This window comes from Burkholderia sp. IMCC1007 (assembly GCF_027257875.1).
Taxonomy (GTDB): domain Bacteria; phylum Pseudomonadota; class Gammaproteobacteria; order Burkholderiales; family Burkholderiaceae; genus Burkholderia.
Map to the genome: position 1 here is coordinate 278,207 of NZ_JAPVQY010000004.1, position 16,223 is coordinate 294,429.

The 16,223-nt window shown below is 67.2% G+C and carries 13 protein-coding genes; 8 read left to right on the plus strand and 5 right to left on the minus strand.

Annotation, left to right across the window (positions count from 1 at the left end):
* The first annotated feature begins 137 nt into the window (after positions 1 to 137).
* Together parS and O1Q03_RS06785 are read left to right on the plus strand one after the other, a co-directional pair.
* On the plus strand, positions 138 to 593 hold the full coding sequence (gene parS, locus O1Q03_RS06780) for a type II RES/Xre toxin-antitoxin system antitoxin (protein WP_175720921.1): 456 nt from the start codon (positions 138 to 140) through the stop codon (positions 591 to 593).
* On the plus strand, positions 590 to 1,069 hold the full coding sequence (locus tag O1Q03_RS06785) for an RES family NAD+ phosphorylase (protein WP_269502351.1): 480 nt from the start codon (positions 590 to 592) through the stop codon (positions 1,067 to 1,069). Before parS ends, O1Q03_RS06785 begins: the two co-directional genes overlap by 4 nt.
* A 34-nt stretch (positions 1,070 to 1,103) precedes the next feature.
* Here the strand turns inward: O1Q03_RS06785 and O1Q03_RS06790 are convergent, their stop codons facing one another.
* Both O1Q03_RS06790 and O1Q03_RS06795 read right to left on the minus strand, forming a co-directional pair.
* Positions 1,104 to 2,042 (minus strand): tyrosine-type recombinase/integrase, encoded by a 939-nt coding sequence (locus O1Q03_RS06790; protein WP_269502352.1) that lies wholly within the window; start codon positions 2,040 to 2,042, stop codon positions 1,104 to 1,106.
* Positions 2,043 to 2,124: 82 nt separating this feature from the next.
* Positions 2,125 to 2,607: a DUF2165 family protein gene (locus tag O1Q03_RS06795; RefSeq protein ID WP_269502370.1), complete on the minus strand. Its 483-nt coding sequence runs from the start codon at positions 2,605 to 2,607 to the stop codon at positions 2,125 to 2,127.
* A gap of 288 nt (positions 2,608 to 2,895) precedes the next feature.
* On the opposite strand from O1Q03_RS06795, the gene O1Q03_RS06800 reads away from it, so the two are divergent.
* Positions 2,896 to 3,435, plus strand: coding sequence for a hypothetical protein (locus O1Q03_RS06800; RefSeq protein ID WP_269502353.1), 540 nt, complete (start codon positions 2,896 to 2,898; stop codon positions 3,433 to 3,435).
* Positions 3,436 to 3,676: 241 nt separating this feature from the next.
* On the opposite strand, the gene O1Q03_RS06805 is transcribed toward O1Q03_RS06800, so the two are convergent.
* On the minus strand, positions 3,677 to 6,085 hold the full coding sequence (locus tag O1Q03_RS06805) for a hypothetical protein (protein WP_269502354.1): 2,409 nt from the start codon (positions 6,083 to 6,085) through the stop codon (positions 3,677 to 3,679).
* A gap of 37 nt (positions 6,086 to 6,122) precedes the next feature.
* Positions 6,123 to 7,685 (minus strand): SLC13 family permease, encoded by a 1,563-nt coding sequence (locus O1Q03_RS06810; protein WP_269502355.1) that lies wholly within the window; start codon positions 7,683 to 7,685, stop codon positions 6,123 to 6,125.
* Between the two features lie 157 nt (positions 7,686 to 7,842).
* Between O1Q03_RS06810 and O1Q03_RS06815 the strand changes: the two genes are divergently transcribed.
* From O1Q03_RS06815 to O1Q03_RS06835, 5 genes are all read left to right on the plus strand, one after another.
* Entirely contained in the window at positions 7,843 to 8,583 is a 741-nt protein-coding gene (locus O1Q03_RS06815) for a GntR family transcriptional regulator (protein ID WP_269502356.1), read from the plus strand.
* A 360-nt stretch (positions 8,584 to 8,943) separates the two neighbouring features.
* On the plus strand, positions 8,944 to 10,194 hold the full coding sequence (locus tag O1Q03_RS06820) for a metallophosphoesterase family protein (protein WP_269502357.1): 1,251 nt from the start codon (positions 8,944 to 8,946) through the stop codon (positions 10,192 to 10,194).
* Between the two features lie 3 nt (positions 10,195 to 10,197).
* On the plus strand, positions 10,198 to 13,668 hold the full coding sequence (locus tag O1Q03_RS06825) for an ATP-binding protein (protein WP_269502358.1): 3,471 nt from the start codon (positions 10,198 to 10,200) through the stop codon (positions 13,666 to 13,668).
* Positions 13,669 to 13,788: 120 nt separating this feature from the next.
* On the plus strand, positions 13,789 to 14,313 hold the full coding sequence (locus O1Q03_RS06830; protein ID WP_269502359.1) for an HD domain-containing protein: 525 nt from the start codon (positions 13,789 to 13,791) through the stop codon (positions 14,311 to 14,313).
* An 8-nt stretch (positions 14,314 to 14,321) separates the two neighbouring features.
* On the plus strand, positions 14,322 to 15,005 hold the full coding sequence (locus tag O1Q03_RS06835; RefSeq protein WP_269502360.1) for a DUF429 domain-containing protein: 684 nt from the start codon (positions 14,322 to 14,324) through the stop codon (positions 15,003 to 15,005).
* 166 nt (positions 15,006 to 15,171) lie between these two features.
* Here the strand turns inward: O1Q03_RS06835 and O1Q03_RS06840 are convergent, their stop codons facing one another.
* Positions 15,172 to 15,642 (minus strand): ATPase, encoded by a 471-nt coding sequence (locus O1Q03_RS06840; RefSeq protein WP_269502361.1) that lies wholly within the window; start codon positions 15,640 to 15,642, stop codon positions 15,172 to 15,174.
* Between the last annotated feature and the right edge of the window lie 581 nt (positions 15,643 to 16,223).

Consider the following 16,223-nt stretch of genomic DNA (forward strand, 5'->3'; position numbering starts at 1 on the left):
CGGCGAAACGTTACCGGGAGCGATCTGCCAGCACCGGCAGGCAGCGGCTTGGCGATGCTACCGTTCCCCGGCCCGGACAAATCCTCGCCCCTGTGGCAAAACGCCTATAATGATTGGGCAAATTGCCGGAGAGAGTCATGAGCACCATTGCGTTCCATCCGTCGGGCGTCGCGCATCCGCGTCAGGCCGAATTCACGATACTCGAGCAGCTGCTCGCGATTCGCGTCCGCTCGGGCGCCGATCTTGCCGAGCTGGCGAGCGCACGGGTCGATGTCGCGGTGATCGACCGGCTGTCGGAGCATGGCCTGAAGTCGGACGAACTCGCGTTCATCATCCCGCGGCGCACGCTGAGTCATCGCCGTCAGGCGCACGAGCGTCTGTCGCCGGAGGAGTCCGACAAGGCGATTCGTCTTGCACGTATCGTCGCGCAGGCGACGGCCACGTTCGGCGACCAGGACAAGGCGATGGCGTGGCTGCGCAACGGGCTCCAGCGCTTCGGCGGCCGCACGTCGCTCGACATGTCGAGCACCGAGCATGGCGCGCGACTCGTCGAAGAGGTCCTCACCCAGGTCGACGAGGGGTACTTCGCTTGACGACGTTGTGGCGGATCAGCAATTACGCCGACCTGAAAGGCGTCGGCGGATTGCGTGCCGGCGGGCGCTGGCATTTCGCCGGGCAGCCCGTCGTCTATCTCGCCGAGCACCCGGCGCTCGCGCTGCTCGAGACGCTCGTGCACTTCGAAATCACCACGGTTGCGCAATTGCCGAGCGGCTACCAGTTGCTTCGCATCGAGGCGCCCGAATCGGTGGACGTCGCCGAGATCGTCGAAGGCGATGCGCCGGCCGACTGGCCAACCAACATCGACTGGACCCGCAGCGCCGGCACCGAATGGCTGCAGACGCAGCCGAGCGCACTGCTGCGCGTGCCGAGCGTCGTGGTGCCGCATGCGCACAATTTCCTGCTGAATCCGCTGCACCCGGCCGCATCCGCCGTCCGTATCGCCGAAGTCATGCAGTCGCCGTACGACGCCCGGATCCTGCGGCTCGTTCAGTCGAACACGGGCGAATAGGCGCCGCTACGCGTCGTGGTATGGGCGAGCCCGATCAGCGTTCGCGCGCGGCGCGGTCCGCGGCCGCATCGGGCGCCAGCGTCTGACGGATCCGCGTGACCGTTCGCGAGCTGGCCAGGCCGAGCATCGCGCTGACGGCGGCATGCGGATGACCATCGAGCAACTGGCGGCGCGCATACGTATTGCGCAGCACGCGCGGGCTCATGTCCGCCGCCTGGAAACCGATCGCGGTCAGCGCATCGCGCACGACGAGCAGCAGAAACATGTCGTTCATTGCGCCGCCGCCGCGCGGGGCCGGAAACAGTCGCGCCGATGCGGGCGCATCGGGCGACATCGATCGCCATGCGGCGAGCGGCGCCCACGCGAATGAAGCGAGGGCGATCGTTCGCGCAGGCCGCGCGCGATGGCGCGGCACCGTGACGGATGGCGGCCGCGCGTCGAGATCGAGCGCGTCGTACGTCACCGCACGAATCTCGGCCGACGTGATCCCGCTCGCGAGCAGCAGCGCGACGATCGCGCGATCCCGGCACGCGGTCGGCGAGTCCGCCGGCTGTGGCTGCACATGGCGCTGCAGCGCGGCGTCGGCAGCGGACGACAGGCAGCACGGTTCCGGTTCGCCATCCGGCCACGCAAGATCGCGCGTCGTCCGGCCGGCAGGGTGGTGCGTCCGCACGCCGGCTTCGACCAGATGCCGGCTCAACCGGTCGATCAGCTTCGCGTAGCGAACGCGTGTAGACGTGCCGGGCGCGCAGGCGCGTTCGAGTTCCGCGAGAAATGCCGCGACGTGCTCGGGGCCGAAGGTGGCCAGCGATACGCGGTGCGCGATCAGGTGACGCAGGAACCGGTCGAACATCGCCACGTGCTGCACGACCGAGCGCGGCGCGAATGGCCGGCGGCCGGCGCCGGTCGCGGCCGTTTCCTGCCACGTGCGGAATGCGCCGACGGGATCGTGAGTCCAGCGATTCGTGTCCATTCACGATTTATATCCGGAACGCGGTGGCGTCGGCAATCGCCGCGATGTTCGATGCGCCTGCCGGCGCGATGAAATCGATGGTTCAACGCGCAGTGCGGGCCGCGTCAGTCCCGTCGACCCCGTCGTTGTTCATCGTCAGATAGACGAGCACGAGCAGCAGCGTGATGAAGAAGCGAAACGCGTCCGGCACGCCGTTCCGTTGCTTCGACATCCACATGCCGAACCATTCGCCGCCGACCGACATGAATCCGACCTGCCACGTCAGGAAGGCCAGCGTCAGCCCGCCGATCGCGCATGATTTGGCGGCGCGGAATGCCGCGTCGTTCGCGCATCGCGCGCGAAGCAGCCGGATGCCGCCGACCCAGCACAGGACGGCCGTCAGCGTTTCCATAGAGATGATCGCGACATAGCCGGTGTGATGGGCCCACGGTGTGTCGGTGGCGCGGTACATGATGCGGTTGCCGGGAAAGGTCGTGTCCATCAGAAAGACGCGGTACACGAACGCGAAATGCGTCGTGTAATCGGCCACGTTGCCGAACGCGACGAGCGATGCGAAGAAAGCCATTGCTTTGGAATGCAAATCGAAATGGCCGCTTCGCGTGCTGACCGGTTCTTCGCGCCTGCGGCGCCGATGCGTGCCATCGCTCGATTCGCAATCCAGGCCGCGCGACATGATTGTCAAACAGTGTGAGCCAATCGTCAGCATTTGCAACTGAAGTAACAGTCCCCGCAATTTGGTGGTTTCGGGCGTTGGCGCCGCTACATTAGCTCCACCTGCCGCACGTCGCGGCAAGGCATGCGACAAGCCGCACGAACGCGGCCCGCAGCAACAACGTCTCTGGGGAGAATGACCATGAACAAGATTCGCACGATCCTGGTTGGTGCCGCGCTGACGGCAATCGCATCGGCTGCTTTCGCACAAACGGCGCAGACGGGCGCGGAAGGTTCCGCCGGCGTCGGCGCACAGGTGCAGACGCCGCTGCTCGGCGGCGGCGTGGGTGTGCAGGGCGGCGCAGGCGCGAATGCAGCGGGCTCGGGTTCGGGCGCGGGCAGCCTCGTCGGTGGCGCGCTGCACGGCGTCGGCCAGACGGTCGGTGGCGTCGGCTCGGCTGCCGGCAATGCCGTCGGCGATGCGACGCACGCGGTCGGCTCGGCCGCTGGCTCGGCGAAGGATGCGGCGGCGTCGGCTGCGCACGCAACGAAGTCGCACGTGAAGCACGTCGCGGCTTCGGCGAAGAGCCACGCGCAAGGCGCGATGTCGACGGCGGGCAACGTCGCCGGCGGCGCCAAGGCGAAGGCCGGTGAAGCGCTCGAGGGCGCGACGAACGCGGTGCAGGGCGGCGCATCGGTCGGCGTGAAGGGCTCGGCGTCGGCACAAGGCGGCGCGCTGTAAGCGATCCGCTCCGAGCCAAGGCCCGGCCCGCTTCGATGCGGGCCGGGCTTTTTGTTGGCGCGCCGCATGTCGTGACCGGATGCATCACCGCGATACGCATTCGAACGGAGCATCTTTCGACGCTGTCATCCCACGCATCCCTGGACAACGATCGGCAGTCGACGACAGCCTGTCCGGCCACGACGCATTCCTGCGTCGCGGCTTCGTGCGTTTCCGCGCTGTCGTGGCACGGCGAAATGCGTTATCCGAACGTGATGAACTGCGCGGAAGACCACACCTTGCTGTCGTTGCGCTGCCGCCCGAAGAAATAGACCGGACGAAACCCGAACGGCGCGTTGCCGGGTGCTACGTCGATGCTGCCTGCGAGATCGATCGGCAGCGCTCGATCCGTCATCCGCTCGATCGCGACGAACAGCTCCGTGCCGCCGAGTTCGTGCGTCGCGGTTCCGCGCGCGAGCAGTTCCGCGCCGCTGATTTCGAAGCGAAACGCGGGCGCGTGCACGAACGGATTGCGCTGCAGCGGATCGCCGACCTTCGCGAAGCTGTCGATCGTGCCTTCGACCACGATCGTCGCGGCCGCGAGATTGCCGATGTCGAGCTCGATGCTGTCGGCATCGCCGTAGGTGTCGCTGCGGAATTCGACGTCGGTCGCGCCGGTGCGCCACGCCGATTCCTCGACATGCTCGAACCCGTTCGACCCGAAACGGTGGATCGTGCTGTTGACGATCCGGATTCGGCCGCGCCACGCGGCCCACCGGTAACGGTCGCGGATGCGTGCGCCACCCCAGCGCACGCGGATCAGGCGATCCGCATAACCGAGCTCCTCATGCAGGTTGCGTTCCCATAGCAAACCGTCGTGATCGTACGCGGCCACGTATTCCCAGCCCGACTCGCCGAGCAGCCGGTAGTCGAGCCGCGCCGGCCCGTCGTGCGCAAACGCGTCGCCTTGCCAGTGATCGCCGCAGCGCACCAGCAGCGCACTGTGCTCGCCGGTGGTCGCCCACGTGCGGCGCGCGCGCAGTGCTTCGCCGACGCGCTTTCGATCGAGCGCTGGCGCGAGCACGCCCGTCAGTCCGCCATGGACGCCGAACACCTGCACACCGGGTGCGCCGCCGCCCGGCCGGCCACGATGCTCGTCACCGCTGGCCGCGACGCCGAGCTGATAGCCGCGCGCGATCACGTCCTGGTACAGCCAGCCGAAATGGCCCCACGACGACGCGATCTCGACGAGCCGTTCGAGCTCGGGATGGTGCCAGTCGGGGATGTAGCGGCGGCCGCCGACGTGCGGCATCACCAGGTGCTGCGCGGCATCGCCCACGTACGCATCCCACAGTTCCTCGACGGGCCAGCGGCCGAGTTCGACCGCATTGCCCTTCATGTCCTCGTTCCATACCAGCGTGCGGTTGTGCTCGCCGCGCGCGTTGTACGGAAAATCCGGCTGCGCGTCGCCGAGGAACACGACGTTGTGATCGCCGCCCGCGGTCGAGCTGCCGCACCATTCCTGCACCGGATAGACGACGAAGCGGCCCGGTTCGTTGAAGCGCTCGACGGCGTCGACGCCGAGCTGCCAGTTCTCGTCGGTGATCTGGAAATCGTTCGCGGTGTAGCCAAGCACGTCGATGCCGCCGATGTCGCGGGCATAGCGCGCGTTGTACTCGGGGCTGTTGGTGCCGACCGTGTCGTGCGCGTGCACATGGAGATCGGCATACAGCGCGCGCGGCGCGGGCAGCGACGGGTCGACCGTGAGCCATGCTTGCGCTGCGCGCACGTCCGGCCGCGCGGGTACGTCGGCCACGATCCGCAGCGTGCCCGGGTCGATGGGCAGGTCGTCCACCGCGCAGCTCGCAAAACCCGAATCGGGCAGCGCATGATCGCGCCGGTAGACGGCTTCGCCGCGCGCGTCGTAGGCGACGATACGTGCGTGAGCGCCGACATCGCGGCACGCGTTGCCCCAGCGGTCCTGCAGCGACAGCCGGAACGGCGCCTGCGTGCCCGGCTGCACGAAGCGCGGGCCGTTCAGCAGCACGTCGGATGGCGCGCCGGCACGGATGTCGATCGACACGTCGCCGGGCACCGCGACGAAGCGCGACGTGCCGAGCGGGTCGACATAGAGCCGGAACCGGAAGTTGTCCTCGGCGAAGGTCTGCACGCGCGTCCCCGGGCCGCGCCGGCGGTCGCCGAGGCGGATCACGATCCGGTCGCCCGCATTCACGTAGCCGTCGACGACGTCGACGATCACGGCCTTCTGGAACGGCCGCTCGTGCCCCTTCTGGTCGAAGCGCACATTCAGCGCCTGCACGGTGGCCGGGCTCTGGCCCGGCACGAGCGGCGCCGCATGGTATTCGGCGCTGATGTAGTTCGCGGCGCTCGGGTCGCTCGTCTGGAACAACGCCCAGTCGGAATAGAACTTGAAGGTGGCCTTCAGCCAGCCGCCGTCGGCGATGCCCGACGAGCCGACTTCATACTCGAGCACGATCTCGCTCCACTCGCCGGCTTCAAGACGCGTGACGTTGCATTGCACGCGCCCCGCAAATGGCAGGTGCTTGTGGCGTTCGTACAGTCCGGCAGGTGCGACGTGCGGGCCGAGGCGCTCACGCAGCGCGGCGGCACGGGCATCGAGCGGATCGACGGGGTGGTTGGCTTCGTTCATGCGGAATCCGAAAAGTGTCGATGGAAAGCGGCGCGCTTCAATGCGCGAACGGCCAGGGCGCGCTCGCGTCCCACACGGGGATGCCCATGTACGCGTACCACGGCGCGATGACGCAGAGCCCGTAGACGATCGCGATCAGCACCGACACCGCGCCGACCTTCGCGTAGTCGGTCGTCGAGAACGCACCGCTGCTGTACGCGATGACGCCGGCGGTGATCTGCGTGGGCAGCAGGTAAGCAAAGCTGTCGGTGTCGCTGACGAGCATCGTGAACGCGACCGGATGCAGCCCGAGACGCGGTGCCAGCGCGAGTGCGATGGGCGCGATCATCGTGACGGCCGCGACGTTGGACAGCATGCCGATGCGGATCACGTGCGTGCCGAGCATCACGATTGCAATCGCGAGCCACCAGCCGTGCCCGCGTGCGGCGACGTAGATGTGATCGGCGGCCCAGCTTGCGAGCCCCGATGCGCTGATCGCCGAAGACAATGACAGCGCGCCGGCCAGGAGGAACAGCGTGCCCCAGATCGTCCGCTGTTCGACCTCGGCCCAGCCGAAGCGAAGCACGCCTGGCGCGAACAGGAGCGCCAATGCGATCAGCGCGACGATTTCCGACGGCAGGTGATGCAGCGGCTCGGTAGCCCACAACACGGCGACGGCCGCAAACAGCGCAAGGACGGCCCAGTCGTTGCGCGCCGCGGGCGGCTGCGCACGGCGCATCGCCGCGATCGCGCCGAGGCCGCCGGGAATCGCGACGGCACGCGAGCGGAAATAAAACTGCACCCAGCACTGCGTGATCGCGAACATCCCGAGATACGGCCACTGCAGCTTCAGCCACGTCAGATACGAGATCCGGATACCGAGCTGTTTCTCGAGCAAGCCGGATACGACCATGTTCGGCAGATGCGCCGTGAGAATGCACATGCCGCTGATCATGGCGCCATACACGAGCGTCTGGATCACGATCGCCTTGCGCGCGGCCCGTTCGCGCGGCGATTCGCCGAACAGCCGGACGATGCCGTTCGTGACGGGCAGCAGCGTGGCGGCCCGTGCGTTCGCGGCCGGCACGACGAGCGCCATCACGCAGTTCACGGCGAACATTGCCCAGATCACGCCGTTGGCCGTGCGCACTTTCAGTCGATCGAGGAGCAGCAGCGCGATGCGGCGATCGAGTCCGCTCGCCTGCATGATCGCGGAGAACAGGAAGGCGGCGAGGCAGAGGAACACGACCGGCGCGGCGAAACCGCTGGCCGCCTTCGGAAAGGACGGACTCGCGTGCGACAGCACGAGCAGCATCGGCAGCAGGATGCCGCTGACGCCGACGGGAATCGCATCGGTGATCCATACGATTGCAACCCACGCGACGACTGCGAGCGTCGCCTTGCCTTCGGCTGACAGATGCGCGGGCGCAGGCAACCACCAGGCGATTGCGAAGAATGCCAGCCACGCGGCGACGAAGCCGGCCGCGGCACGCTGCTTCGCACCGCGCGACCGGCCTGTCGAGCGCGGATCGGCACGCAGCGGCGCTGCCGGTTCGGCCCGTGTCGGTCGGGTGGCCTGCGCGCCGTCGAGCGGCGGCGTGCCGATTGCGTTTTCAGTCACTGGTATGCTCCCCGGGCGTCAGGGCCTCGAATCGCGGCCCCGACCGTCAGTCGAGATGTGATAATACGTATTAATACAAGTTGAGCGATCCAATTGCTTTTCATATCGATATCGAAAACTGCGCATAGCGCGCGCCGAGCAGGGAAAGGGGCGACCGATGACGCTGGTGCGTGACGACACGACATCGCTTTACGAGCAGATCGCGACGACGCTGCGCGACGAGATCGAACAGGGCGTGTACGAGCCGACCGGCAAGCTGCCGTCCGAGGCACAGCTGAGCGAGCGGTTTCAGGTAAGCCGCGTGACGGTCAGGCTCGCGCTCGATCGTCTGACCGATGCGCGCATCGTCGAGCGCAAGCAGGGCAAGGGCACGTTTGCCGTGAAACAGCGGCTGCGGCATCGGCTCGACGTGCTGCGCGGGCTCCACGATTCGATCGCGGAGCAGGGTGCGCGGGCGAGGATGGAATTGCTGCGCATGGAAGCGTGCGACGTACCGCCGGGCTTGCGCCACGTATTCGTCGCCGACGTCACGCGCTGCATCTATCTGGAGCGCCTGCACTGGGTCGACGACGAACCGATCGCACTCGCGCAGACGTGCCTGCTGCCCGATGCCGGAACCGTCACTTTCGAGCAGGCCGAGCGCATGTCGACTTACGAGGTGCTGGAAGGCTTGCTCGGCTGGCGCATCGTGGACGCCGACCTGTCTGTCACGGCCGTCGGTTCGCCGGCGGACGTCGCCGAGCGCCTCCGGGTCGCGCCGTGCGTGCCGCTGCTCGTCCTGCGACGCACGTCGCGCGTCGCGGATGGCCGCACGTGCGAATCCACGGTGTTCCATATCCGCCCGGAACGGTTCGATCTCGTCGTGCGCAGCGGCGTGGAGGCGAAATTCGTCGGCTGAGAGATCGGTGCAGTCCCGCGTCCTTCGTCCGGGCACATGCATCGTGCCGGCGGCCACGGTTCACGGGGCCGGTAGTGCACGAAAAGCGTCTCGTGGAAATGCAGCGGGCGCTGCGCGCGATGGAAGCCGCCGCGAAGCCGTGCTTGCGCTCGGCGCGTGCGCCACGCTGATCGAGTCGGATCGTTTCAGGTACCATCGCGACCCGTCGATGACGGGCGGTACCATTGGCGTGTTGCCGCATCGCGACCGCGCACCCTGCAGCCGGCCGAAATGCACTCGGCGACGATGGCCGCGCTCGCCGTTCGACGGCGCACAATGCGGATCGACATCGCCCTTTCGTCATCACACAGAGGAATCTTCGTGAAGTTCATCCACGCGGCAGACATTCACCTTGACAGCCCGTTGCACGGCCTGAGTGCGTACCCAGACGCGCCGGCCGCGCAGTTGCGCAACGCGTCGCGCGAGGCGCTGCGGCAACTCGTGGATCGTGCGATCGAAGAGGAGGTTGCGTTCCTCGTGATCGCCGGCGACCTGTACGACGGCGACTGGAAGGACCACAACACCGGCATTTTCTTCGGCCAGCAGATGGGCCGCCTGCGCAAGGCCGGCATACGCGCATTCGTGCTCGGCGGCAATCACGACGCCGAAAGCGAGATGACGAAGAAGCTGACGTTGCCCGACAACGTCACCGTGTTCGGCCACCGGAAGCCGGAAACCCATCGGTTGCCGGAGTTCGACATCGCGCTGCACGGACAGAGCTTCAAGGACAAGGCCGTCGTCGACAATCTCGCGATCGCCTATCCGGATCCCGTGCCGGGCTGCTACAACATCGGCGTGCTGCACACGGCGCTCGAAGGCTATGCGGCCCACGCGAACTACGCGCCGTGCACGCTGGCGGAGCTGCACGCGAAGGGCTACGACTACTGGGCGCTTGGCCACGTGCACGAATTCCAGCAATGGTCGGGGTCGTCGACCGTCGTCTTTCCCGGCAATCTGCAGGGGCGCCATATCCGCGAGACGGGCCGCCGCGGCGCGGTGCTCGTGACGCTCGGGCAGGGCCGCACGCACGTCGAGCGCCTGTACCTCGACGTGCTCCGCTGGGAAGCCGTCGCGGTCGACGCGTCCGACTGCTTCACCGTCGCCGATCTGTCGAGAAAGATCGGCCAGTCGCTGGAGGCGCTGCTGGAGGTCGATGGCCACGTGCCGCGCGCGGTGCGCGTGACGGTCACCGGGCGCACGCCCGCACATGGCCTTTTCTTCGGTCGTGCGACGCAGTTGCGCGCGGAGGTGCTGAACCAGATCGGGATCATCGGCAACGAGCGGTTGTGGCTGGAGAAGGTCCGGCTCGCGACGTCCGCGCCCGAGCAGCCACAGGGCGAGACCGAGCAACTCGAAGCGCTGGAGGACCTGAAGCAGATCCTGGCCGACGCAGCGCACGATCCGGACTTTCTCGCGGTGCTCGAACGCGATCTGAAGCCGTTCGTCGGCAAGGTGCGCAGCGACGTGAAGGAAGAGGTGCCGCTGCTGACGATGGCGCGTGCGGGCGAACTCACGGCGCTCGTCGAGCAGGTTGGTCCCGCGTTGCTCGCGCGGCTGGCGAGGGGAGAATAAGCGATGCGCATCAGTCAGCTCGATCTGATCAAGTACGGCAAGTTCACCGACGAGACGCTGCGCTTCCCGTCGTCCGGTCAGGATTTCCACGTGATCGTGGGGCCGAACGAGGCCGGCAAGTCGACGATCCGGACGGCCGTGTCGGAACTGCTGTTCGGGATGAAGCTGCAGACGCCGCTCGACTTCCTGCACGCGACGCCCGAACTGCGGATCGGCGGCGTGCTGGAAGGTGCCGCGGGCGCGCTCGCGTTTCATCGTGCCCGCGGGCGCAGCCCGTTGCGCACGCCCGCCGACGACAAGCTGCCGGATGACTATCTCGCCGCGATCCTCGACGGTGCGACACGCGAGTTCTTCGAGCAGATGTTCGGGCTCGACCACGGGCGGCTCGTCGACGGCGGCCGGAGCATTCTCGATGCATCCGACAAGCTCGGCCAGGTGCTGTTCGAGTCGGCGGCGGGCGTCGGCACGCTCGGGCCCGTGCGCGAGGAACTCGATGCACGTGCGGGCGAGCTATGGGCGCCGCGCCGCAGCGGCAGCGCGTTCGCACAGGCCGAGACGTTGTTCAACGAAGCCGTCGCCGAGCTGAAGGCGGTCCAGGTGCGCACGCGCGACTGGGTCGACCGCAAGGAGGCGCGCGACGCGGTCGAGCACGAGATCGAGCAGGCGCGTGCGGAGCAGCGCCGCCTCGAAGCGCTACGCTCGAAGCTCGAGCGCGTACGGCGGCTGGCGCCGTATCTGAAGGAACTGACGGTCAAGGAAGCGGCATTGGCCGAGTTGGGCGCGGTCGTCGAGTTGCCGCCGACCGCGTATGCGGACCTGCTGAAAGCGCAAGGCGACCTCGCGGCCGAACAGAAGGTGCTCGAGGAACGGCGCGCCGATCTGCTCGCGAAACGGCAGGCGCGCGACGCGATCGATCCGGATGCCGATGCGCTGGCGCTCGAGGGCGACATCGAAGCGCTCGACCGTTTGCGCGGCGCGTGCATGAATCACGCACAGGATCTGCTGCTGCTCGGCGCGGACGTCGAACGGCATCTGTCCGCGGCGGGTGCTGCCGCCGCGCAGCTCGGCTGGCCGGCCGACGAGGCGTCGCTGCGCGTGGCACTGCCGAGCGCGCTGTCGCTGAAGACGGTTGCAAACCTGTTGCGCGACCACGGCGCGCTGCATCAGGCGCTGGCCGGCGCGCGCGAATCGCTCGACGAGCGCACGCAGGAACTTGCACAGGTCCAGGAGCAGTTGGCGCGCCTGTCGACCATCGAGGTACCGGAAGCGCTTCGTGCAGCGCTTGCCGAAGCGCAGGGTTTTCGCACGAGCGGCCAGCGCGAACAGGCACTCGAACGCGACATCGCCGGCGCCGAGCGTACGCTCGCCGACACCCTCGATGCGCTCGGCCAGTGGCGCCAGCCGGTCGACACGCTGCGTGTGCTCGACGTGCCGTCGGCGGCTCGGCTCGGGGCGCTGCTCAACGAAGCAAGCGAGCGCGCGAGCGCGGCGGCCGCTGCACGCGACGCACGGGACGGTGCGCATGAAGAACTCGAACGGCTCGCGCTGCAGGAGAAGCATTTCGCGGAGACCCACAAGGTCGTCACGACCGCCGAGGTGCTGGCGGCGCGTGCGCGTCGTGATGGCGCGTGGGGCGACATTCGCAGCGGCGCGGTTGACCTCGCGACGGGCGCACCGGCTGTCGACGATGCGATTCGCCTGGCCGACGAGCTCGTCGATGCGCAGCTCGGCGCCACGCAAGCGGCGGCCACGCTGCAATCGCTGCGTCAGCAGGTCGAGTCCGCACGCGCCGTATTGACGCGGCGGCAGGCCGCGGTGGACGAGCGCGAACGCGAGCTGGCCGCGCATCGCGACGCGTGGTCCGACATCGCGGCGGCGGCCGGCGTCCCGGGCATGCCGCTGGCGGCGATGGGCGATTGGCTCGCGAAGCGCGACGCGGTATTCGCCGCGCAGACGGAGCTCGACCGCCAGCGCCGCGAATTCGCGGCGATTCGCGATGCACGGAGCGATGCGGAAGCCGCGTTGCGTTCGGCGCTGCGTCTGGTGTCGCGCGGCAGTGACGCGGACGGTCTGGCGGCGCTCATCGCCATTGCCGAGACCTTCGTGCAGTCGGCCGAGAAGACGCTCGCGCAGAAGGACAGCCTCGAGGATCGCGCGCGCGAAGCCGAACGCGGATGCGCGACGGCGCGTTTGCGCGCCGGCCAGGCGCAGGCCGCGTACGATGCGTGGAGCGCGCAGTGGCGTGACGCGCTTGTCGACGCGAAACTGTCCGCGAACGCAATGACGCAGGCTGCTGCGGAAAGCGCGCTCGCGCTCGCGAACACGGTGACGGCCGAACTGGCGGACGCCGATGCGCCGCGCAACCGGATTGCCGCGATTCGTGCGGAGCTGGACGCGCTCGAGGCCGGTGCCCGGCGACTGGCCGAAGCGCTCGAACCCGAGTGGCTCACGAGCGGCGATTGGCTGGACGTTGCACGCAAGCTGACGATGCGCGTGGCGGCGGCGCGCGAAACCGCGCGCGCGATCGGTCGTGCCGACGAGGCCGTGCGCCAGGCCGACGGCAAGCTCGCCGATGCGGCCGCCGCGGTGGCGGGCGCGGACGCCCGCATCCAGCCGCTGCTGCAACTGGCCGGCGTCGCATCGATCGAGGCGGCGTTGCCGCTTGCCGAGCGATCGGATCGGCAGCGCCAGCTTCGACAAGCGGTCGATGCCGCGAAGGAGGCGCTGGTGCGCGACGGCGACGGGCTGTCCCAGCAGGCCATCGCGGTCGAGGTCGCGGAGCAGGAGATTGCCGACGTGCCCGTGCATCTCGAAGCGGCGAAGCAGGCGCTCGGCGACGTCGGCAAGCGGTTGAACGAGCTCGCGCAGCAACAGGTCGTGGTGCAACAGGCGTTCGGCGCGATCGACGGCCATGCGAGCGCGGCCGTGGCCGAGGCGAAACGGCAGGAAGCACTGGCGGCGATGGGCGACGCGGCCGAGCAGTATCTGGAGGCGGCCACCGCGAGTCGTTTGCTGAAGTGGGCGACCGATCGCTATCGCGATCAGAAGCAGGGGCCGATGCTTCGGCGCGCGAGCGAGATCTTCGCGGCGCTCACATTGGGCGAATTCGCGCGCCTGACCGTCGACACCGAGCGAACGCCACCCGCGCTGTACGCGCGGCGCACGAAGGGCGCGTCGGTCGAGGTCGCCGGCCTGAGCGAGGGCACGCGCGACCAGTTGTTTCTCGCGCTGCGGATCGCGGCGCTGGAACTGCAGCTCGCCAGCAGGACCGCGCTGCCGTTCGTCGCCGACGATCTGTTCATCAACTTCGACGATGCGCGCGCGAAGGCGGGGCTCGAGGCGCTGCGCGATCTGTCGACGCGCACCCAGGTGCTGTTCCTGACGCACCACGACCATTTGCTGCCGCTCGTGCGCGACGTGTTCGGCGCGCAGGTCAACGTGGTCGCGCTGCAACGCGAGTCGGTCGGCGCATGACGCCGGGCGGTGCGATGTCCCAAGACGTGGGAAAGGTCTTCGCGTACAGGTAGTATGTGCGGTTCCGAAACGCACGCGGCCGGTTTTGCCGGCCGCGGTCCGGCCACACGAGGGGTCAATATGAACAAGCTGGTAGCTGCCATCGCGTTCGCGGCGGACAAGCATCGCAATCAGCGGCGCAAGGACGACGAGGCATCGCCGTACATCAACCATCCGATCGCGCTGGCCGACGTGCTGGCCAACGAAGCCGGCATCGAGGACGAGCGCGTGATCGTCGCGGCTGTGTTGCACGACACGATCGAGGATACGGAGACCACCGAGCAGGAACTGCTGCGGCTGTTCGGCAAGGATGTCGCGGACATCGTGATGGAGGTCACCGACGACAAGTCGTTGCCGAAGGACGAGCGCAAGCGGCTGCAGGTCGAGCATGCGGCGACCATCAGCCGGCGCGCGAAGCTCGTGAAGCTGGCCGACAAGATCTGCAATCTGCGCGACATCGCGCGGCATCCGCCCGCGGACTGGCCGCTCGAGCGCAAGCAGGCGTACTTCGACTGGTCGAAATCCGTCGTCGACCGGATGCGCGGCGTGCATCCCGGCCTGGAGGGAATCTTCGACGTCGCGTACGACGCGCGGCCGACGCACTGAAAGCGGCGATGTCGGTGGTCCGATCCCGATCCACGGCCCGGCCGCTGCCCGCGGTGGCGGGCGTCGACGTGGGCGGCGACAAGAAGTTATGCGATCTCGTGATCCTGCGTGGTTCGACGATCGTGTGTCGACAGGCGAAGATTGCGCCCGAGGCGCTGCCTGCGCTGTGCGTCGAGCATGATGTCGTGGCCGTCGGCGTGGACGCGCCGAGCCTGTGGTGGACCGGAAGCGGACGTCGGGCGGCCGAGCAGGCGCTCGCGCGCGAACGGATCTCGTGTTTCCCGACGCCGTCGCGCGAGCAGGCGATTGCCAGCACGTCGGGCTTCTTCGACTGGATGTTCATGGGGGAGCGCGTTTACCGCGCGCTGGCGGATGCGTATCCGCTGCTGACCGACGCGCGGTATGCGGGCGGCCGCGTGAGCTTCGAGACTTATCCGTACGCGATCACCTGCGCGATGCTCGGCAAGGCGATTGCTTCCGCGAAACAGAAACGTATCCAACGCCGGCAACTGCTGGAACGACTGGGGATCGACGTCTCGACGCTGCGATCGGTCGACGCGCGCGACGCCACGCTGTGTGCGTTGACCGCGCAATACGTGGTCGACGGAAACGCGCACGCATACGGCGATGCGCAGGGCGGATATATCCGCGTGCCGGTCGTCAGCGAGGCGATCGCTCTCGACGCGCTTTGACTAGCGTGTACGGCCGGCGAATGTCCGCTACGGCAAGGTGAGCTTTTTCGGGAGATGATGCGGACTGCCGCGTTGCGCGGTGCACGCGCGACAGTTCGCCGTGCAAGCACGACGCAGACGGCGTACGCGACATGGGTAGTCGATACGCCGCGCGCCCGGGCGACGCTCAGTCTTCGAGAATGGACTTCGGCACGCTGGACAGATCGCAAGCGGCTGCATGCTCGAAATAACCTTGCGCATCGTCGATCATCACGACCGCGACGTCGATCAGTTCATCGAGCCGTTGCAGCAGTGATTCGCGCCACTCGATGTCCTCGTCGCGCTCGGGCGTCTTGTCCAGCTGCTCGATGATCGAGTCGGCGGTTTGCAGGAACGGAATCGCCTGCTGATAGTTTTCGATCGCGACCATCGCGGCATTGCGCGCGCCGACGAGCCGTTCGCGATGCTCGTCCGCGAGTTCGGATTCGCCGCTGATGCGCGGAAGGACATCCGAGATGCGTTGCAGAAGCGGCGGGACTTCTTGTTCCAGCATGACGGCGCGCTCGCGCAGCGCTGCATATTCTTCACGGAGATCAGCGTCGCCGGATTGAGTGGTGCTGTCCATCGTCGGTATGAGTGCGTTGTTCGATCGCGGCATGATACTCGACGGCGCGAAACCCTTTATGTGTTCGGCGGCCGGTGACCCGCGAGACGAGGATGCGGAATACGGTCAAGCACGCGATGCAGTGCGTCCCATTTATATAGGATGAAATGGAAGCTTCCCCTTGATTCATATAAGTAGTCCGCGTCGTGCGCGGCAGCGCACGGAGGCTTTTTCAAAATATTTTCACAAAGGGCTTGCGGAGACGGGGGCGGGTGCTTAGAATCACGCCTCTTTCGCGCTAACGGAAACGCAGCGCGGGAGACAAGAAGGGAAGCAGTGCGGTCGAGGTTGCTGTCGAGCCTTAGCGCACAAGGAGTTGAACCCCAACCGTCGCAACGAAGTAGTTCAAAAAGTTGTTGACGAGTTGAAAAAGACGGTTCATAATCTCGCTTCTCTGCTGCTGAAAACGCAGCGCTGCTGAGAAACGCGAAGTTTCTCGCAGACATGTTCTTTAAAAATTAACAGCCGATAAGTGTGGGCGCTTGATGGCAGCGAGCTGATCCTCGGATCAGATAGCGAAAGTATCAAGAGTCTCACACTAAAGTAAGTCAGGTTTATGAAGTGATTCATATTCC

Coding starts and splice junctions, on each gene's coding strand:
- parS (WP_175720921.1), top strand. CDS start 138: ATGAGCACCATTGCGTTCCATCCGTCGGGCGTCGCGCATCCGCGTCAG.
- O1Q03_RS06790 (WP_269502352.1), bottom strand. CDS start 2,042: ATGGACACGAATCGCTGGACTCACGATCCCGTCGGCGCATTCCGCACG.
- O1Q03_RS06795 (WP_269502370.1), bottom strand. CDS start 2,607: ATGGCTTTCTTCGCATCGCTCGTCGCGTTCGGCAACGTGGCCGATTAC.
- O1Q03_RS06800 (WP_269502353.1), top strand. CDS start 2,896: ATGAACAAGATTCGCACGATCCTGGTTGGTGCCGCGCTGACGGCAATC.
- O1Q03_RS06805 (WP_269502354.1), bottom strand. CDS start 6,085: ATGAACGAAGCCAACCACCCCGTCGATCCGCTCGATGCCCGTGCCGCC.
- O1Q03_RS06815 (WP_269502356.1), top strand. CDS start 7,843: ATGACGCTGGTGCGTGACGACACGACATCGCTTTACGAGCAGATCGCG.
- O1Q03_RS06825 (WP_269502358.1), top strand. CDS start 10,198: ATGCGCATCAGTCAGCTCGATCTGATCAAGTACGGCAAGTTCACCGAC.
- O1Q03_RS06830 (WP_269502359.1), top strand. CDS start 13,789: ATGAACAAGCTGGTAGCTGCCATCGCGTTCGCGGCGGACAAGCATCGC.
- O1Q03_RS06835 (WP_269502360.1), top strand. CDS start 14,322: ATGTCGGTGGTCCGATCCCGATCCACGGCCCGGCCGCTGCCCGCGGTG.
- O1Q03_RS06840 (WP_269502361.1), bottom strand. CDS start 15,642: ATGCCGCGATCGAACAACGCACTCATACCGACGATGGACAGCACCACT.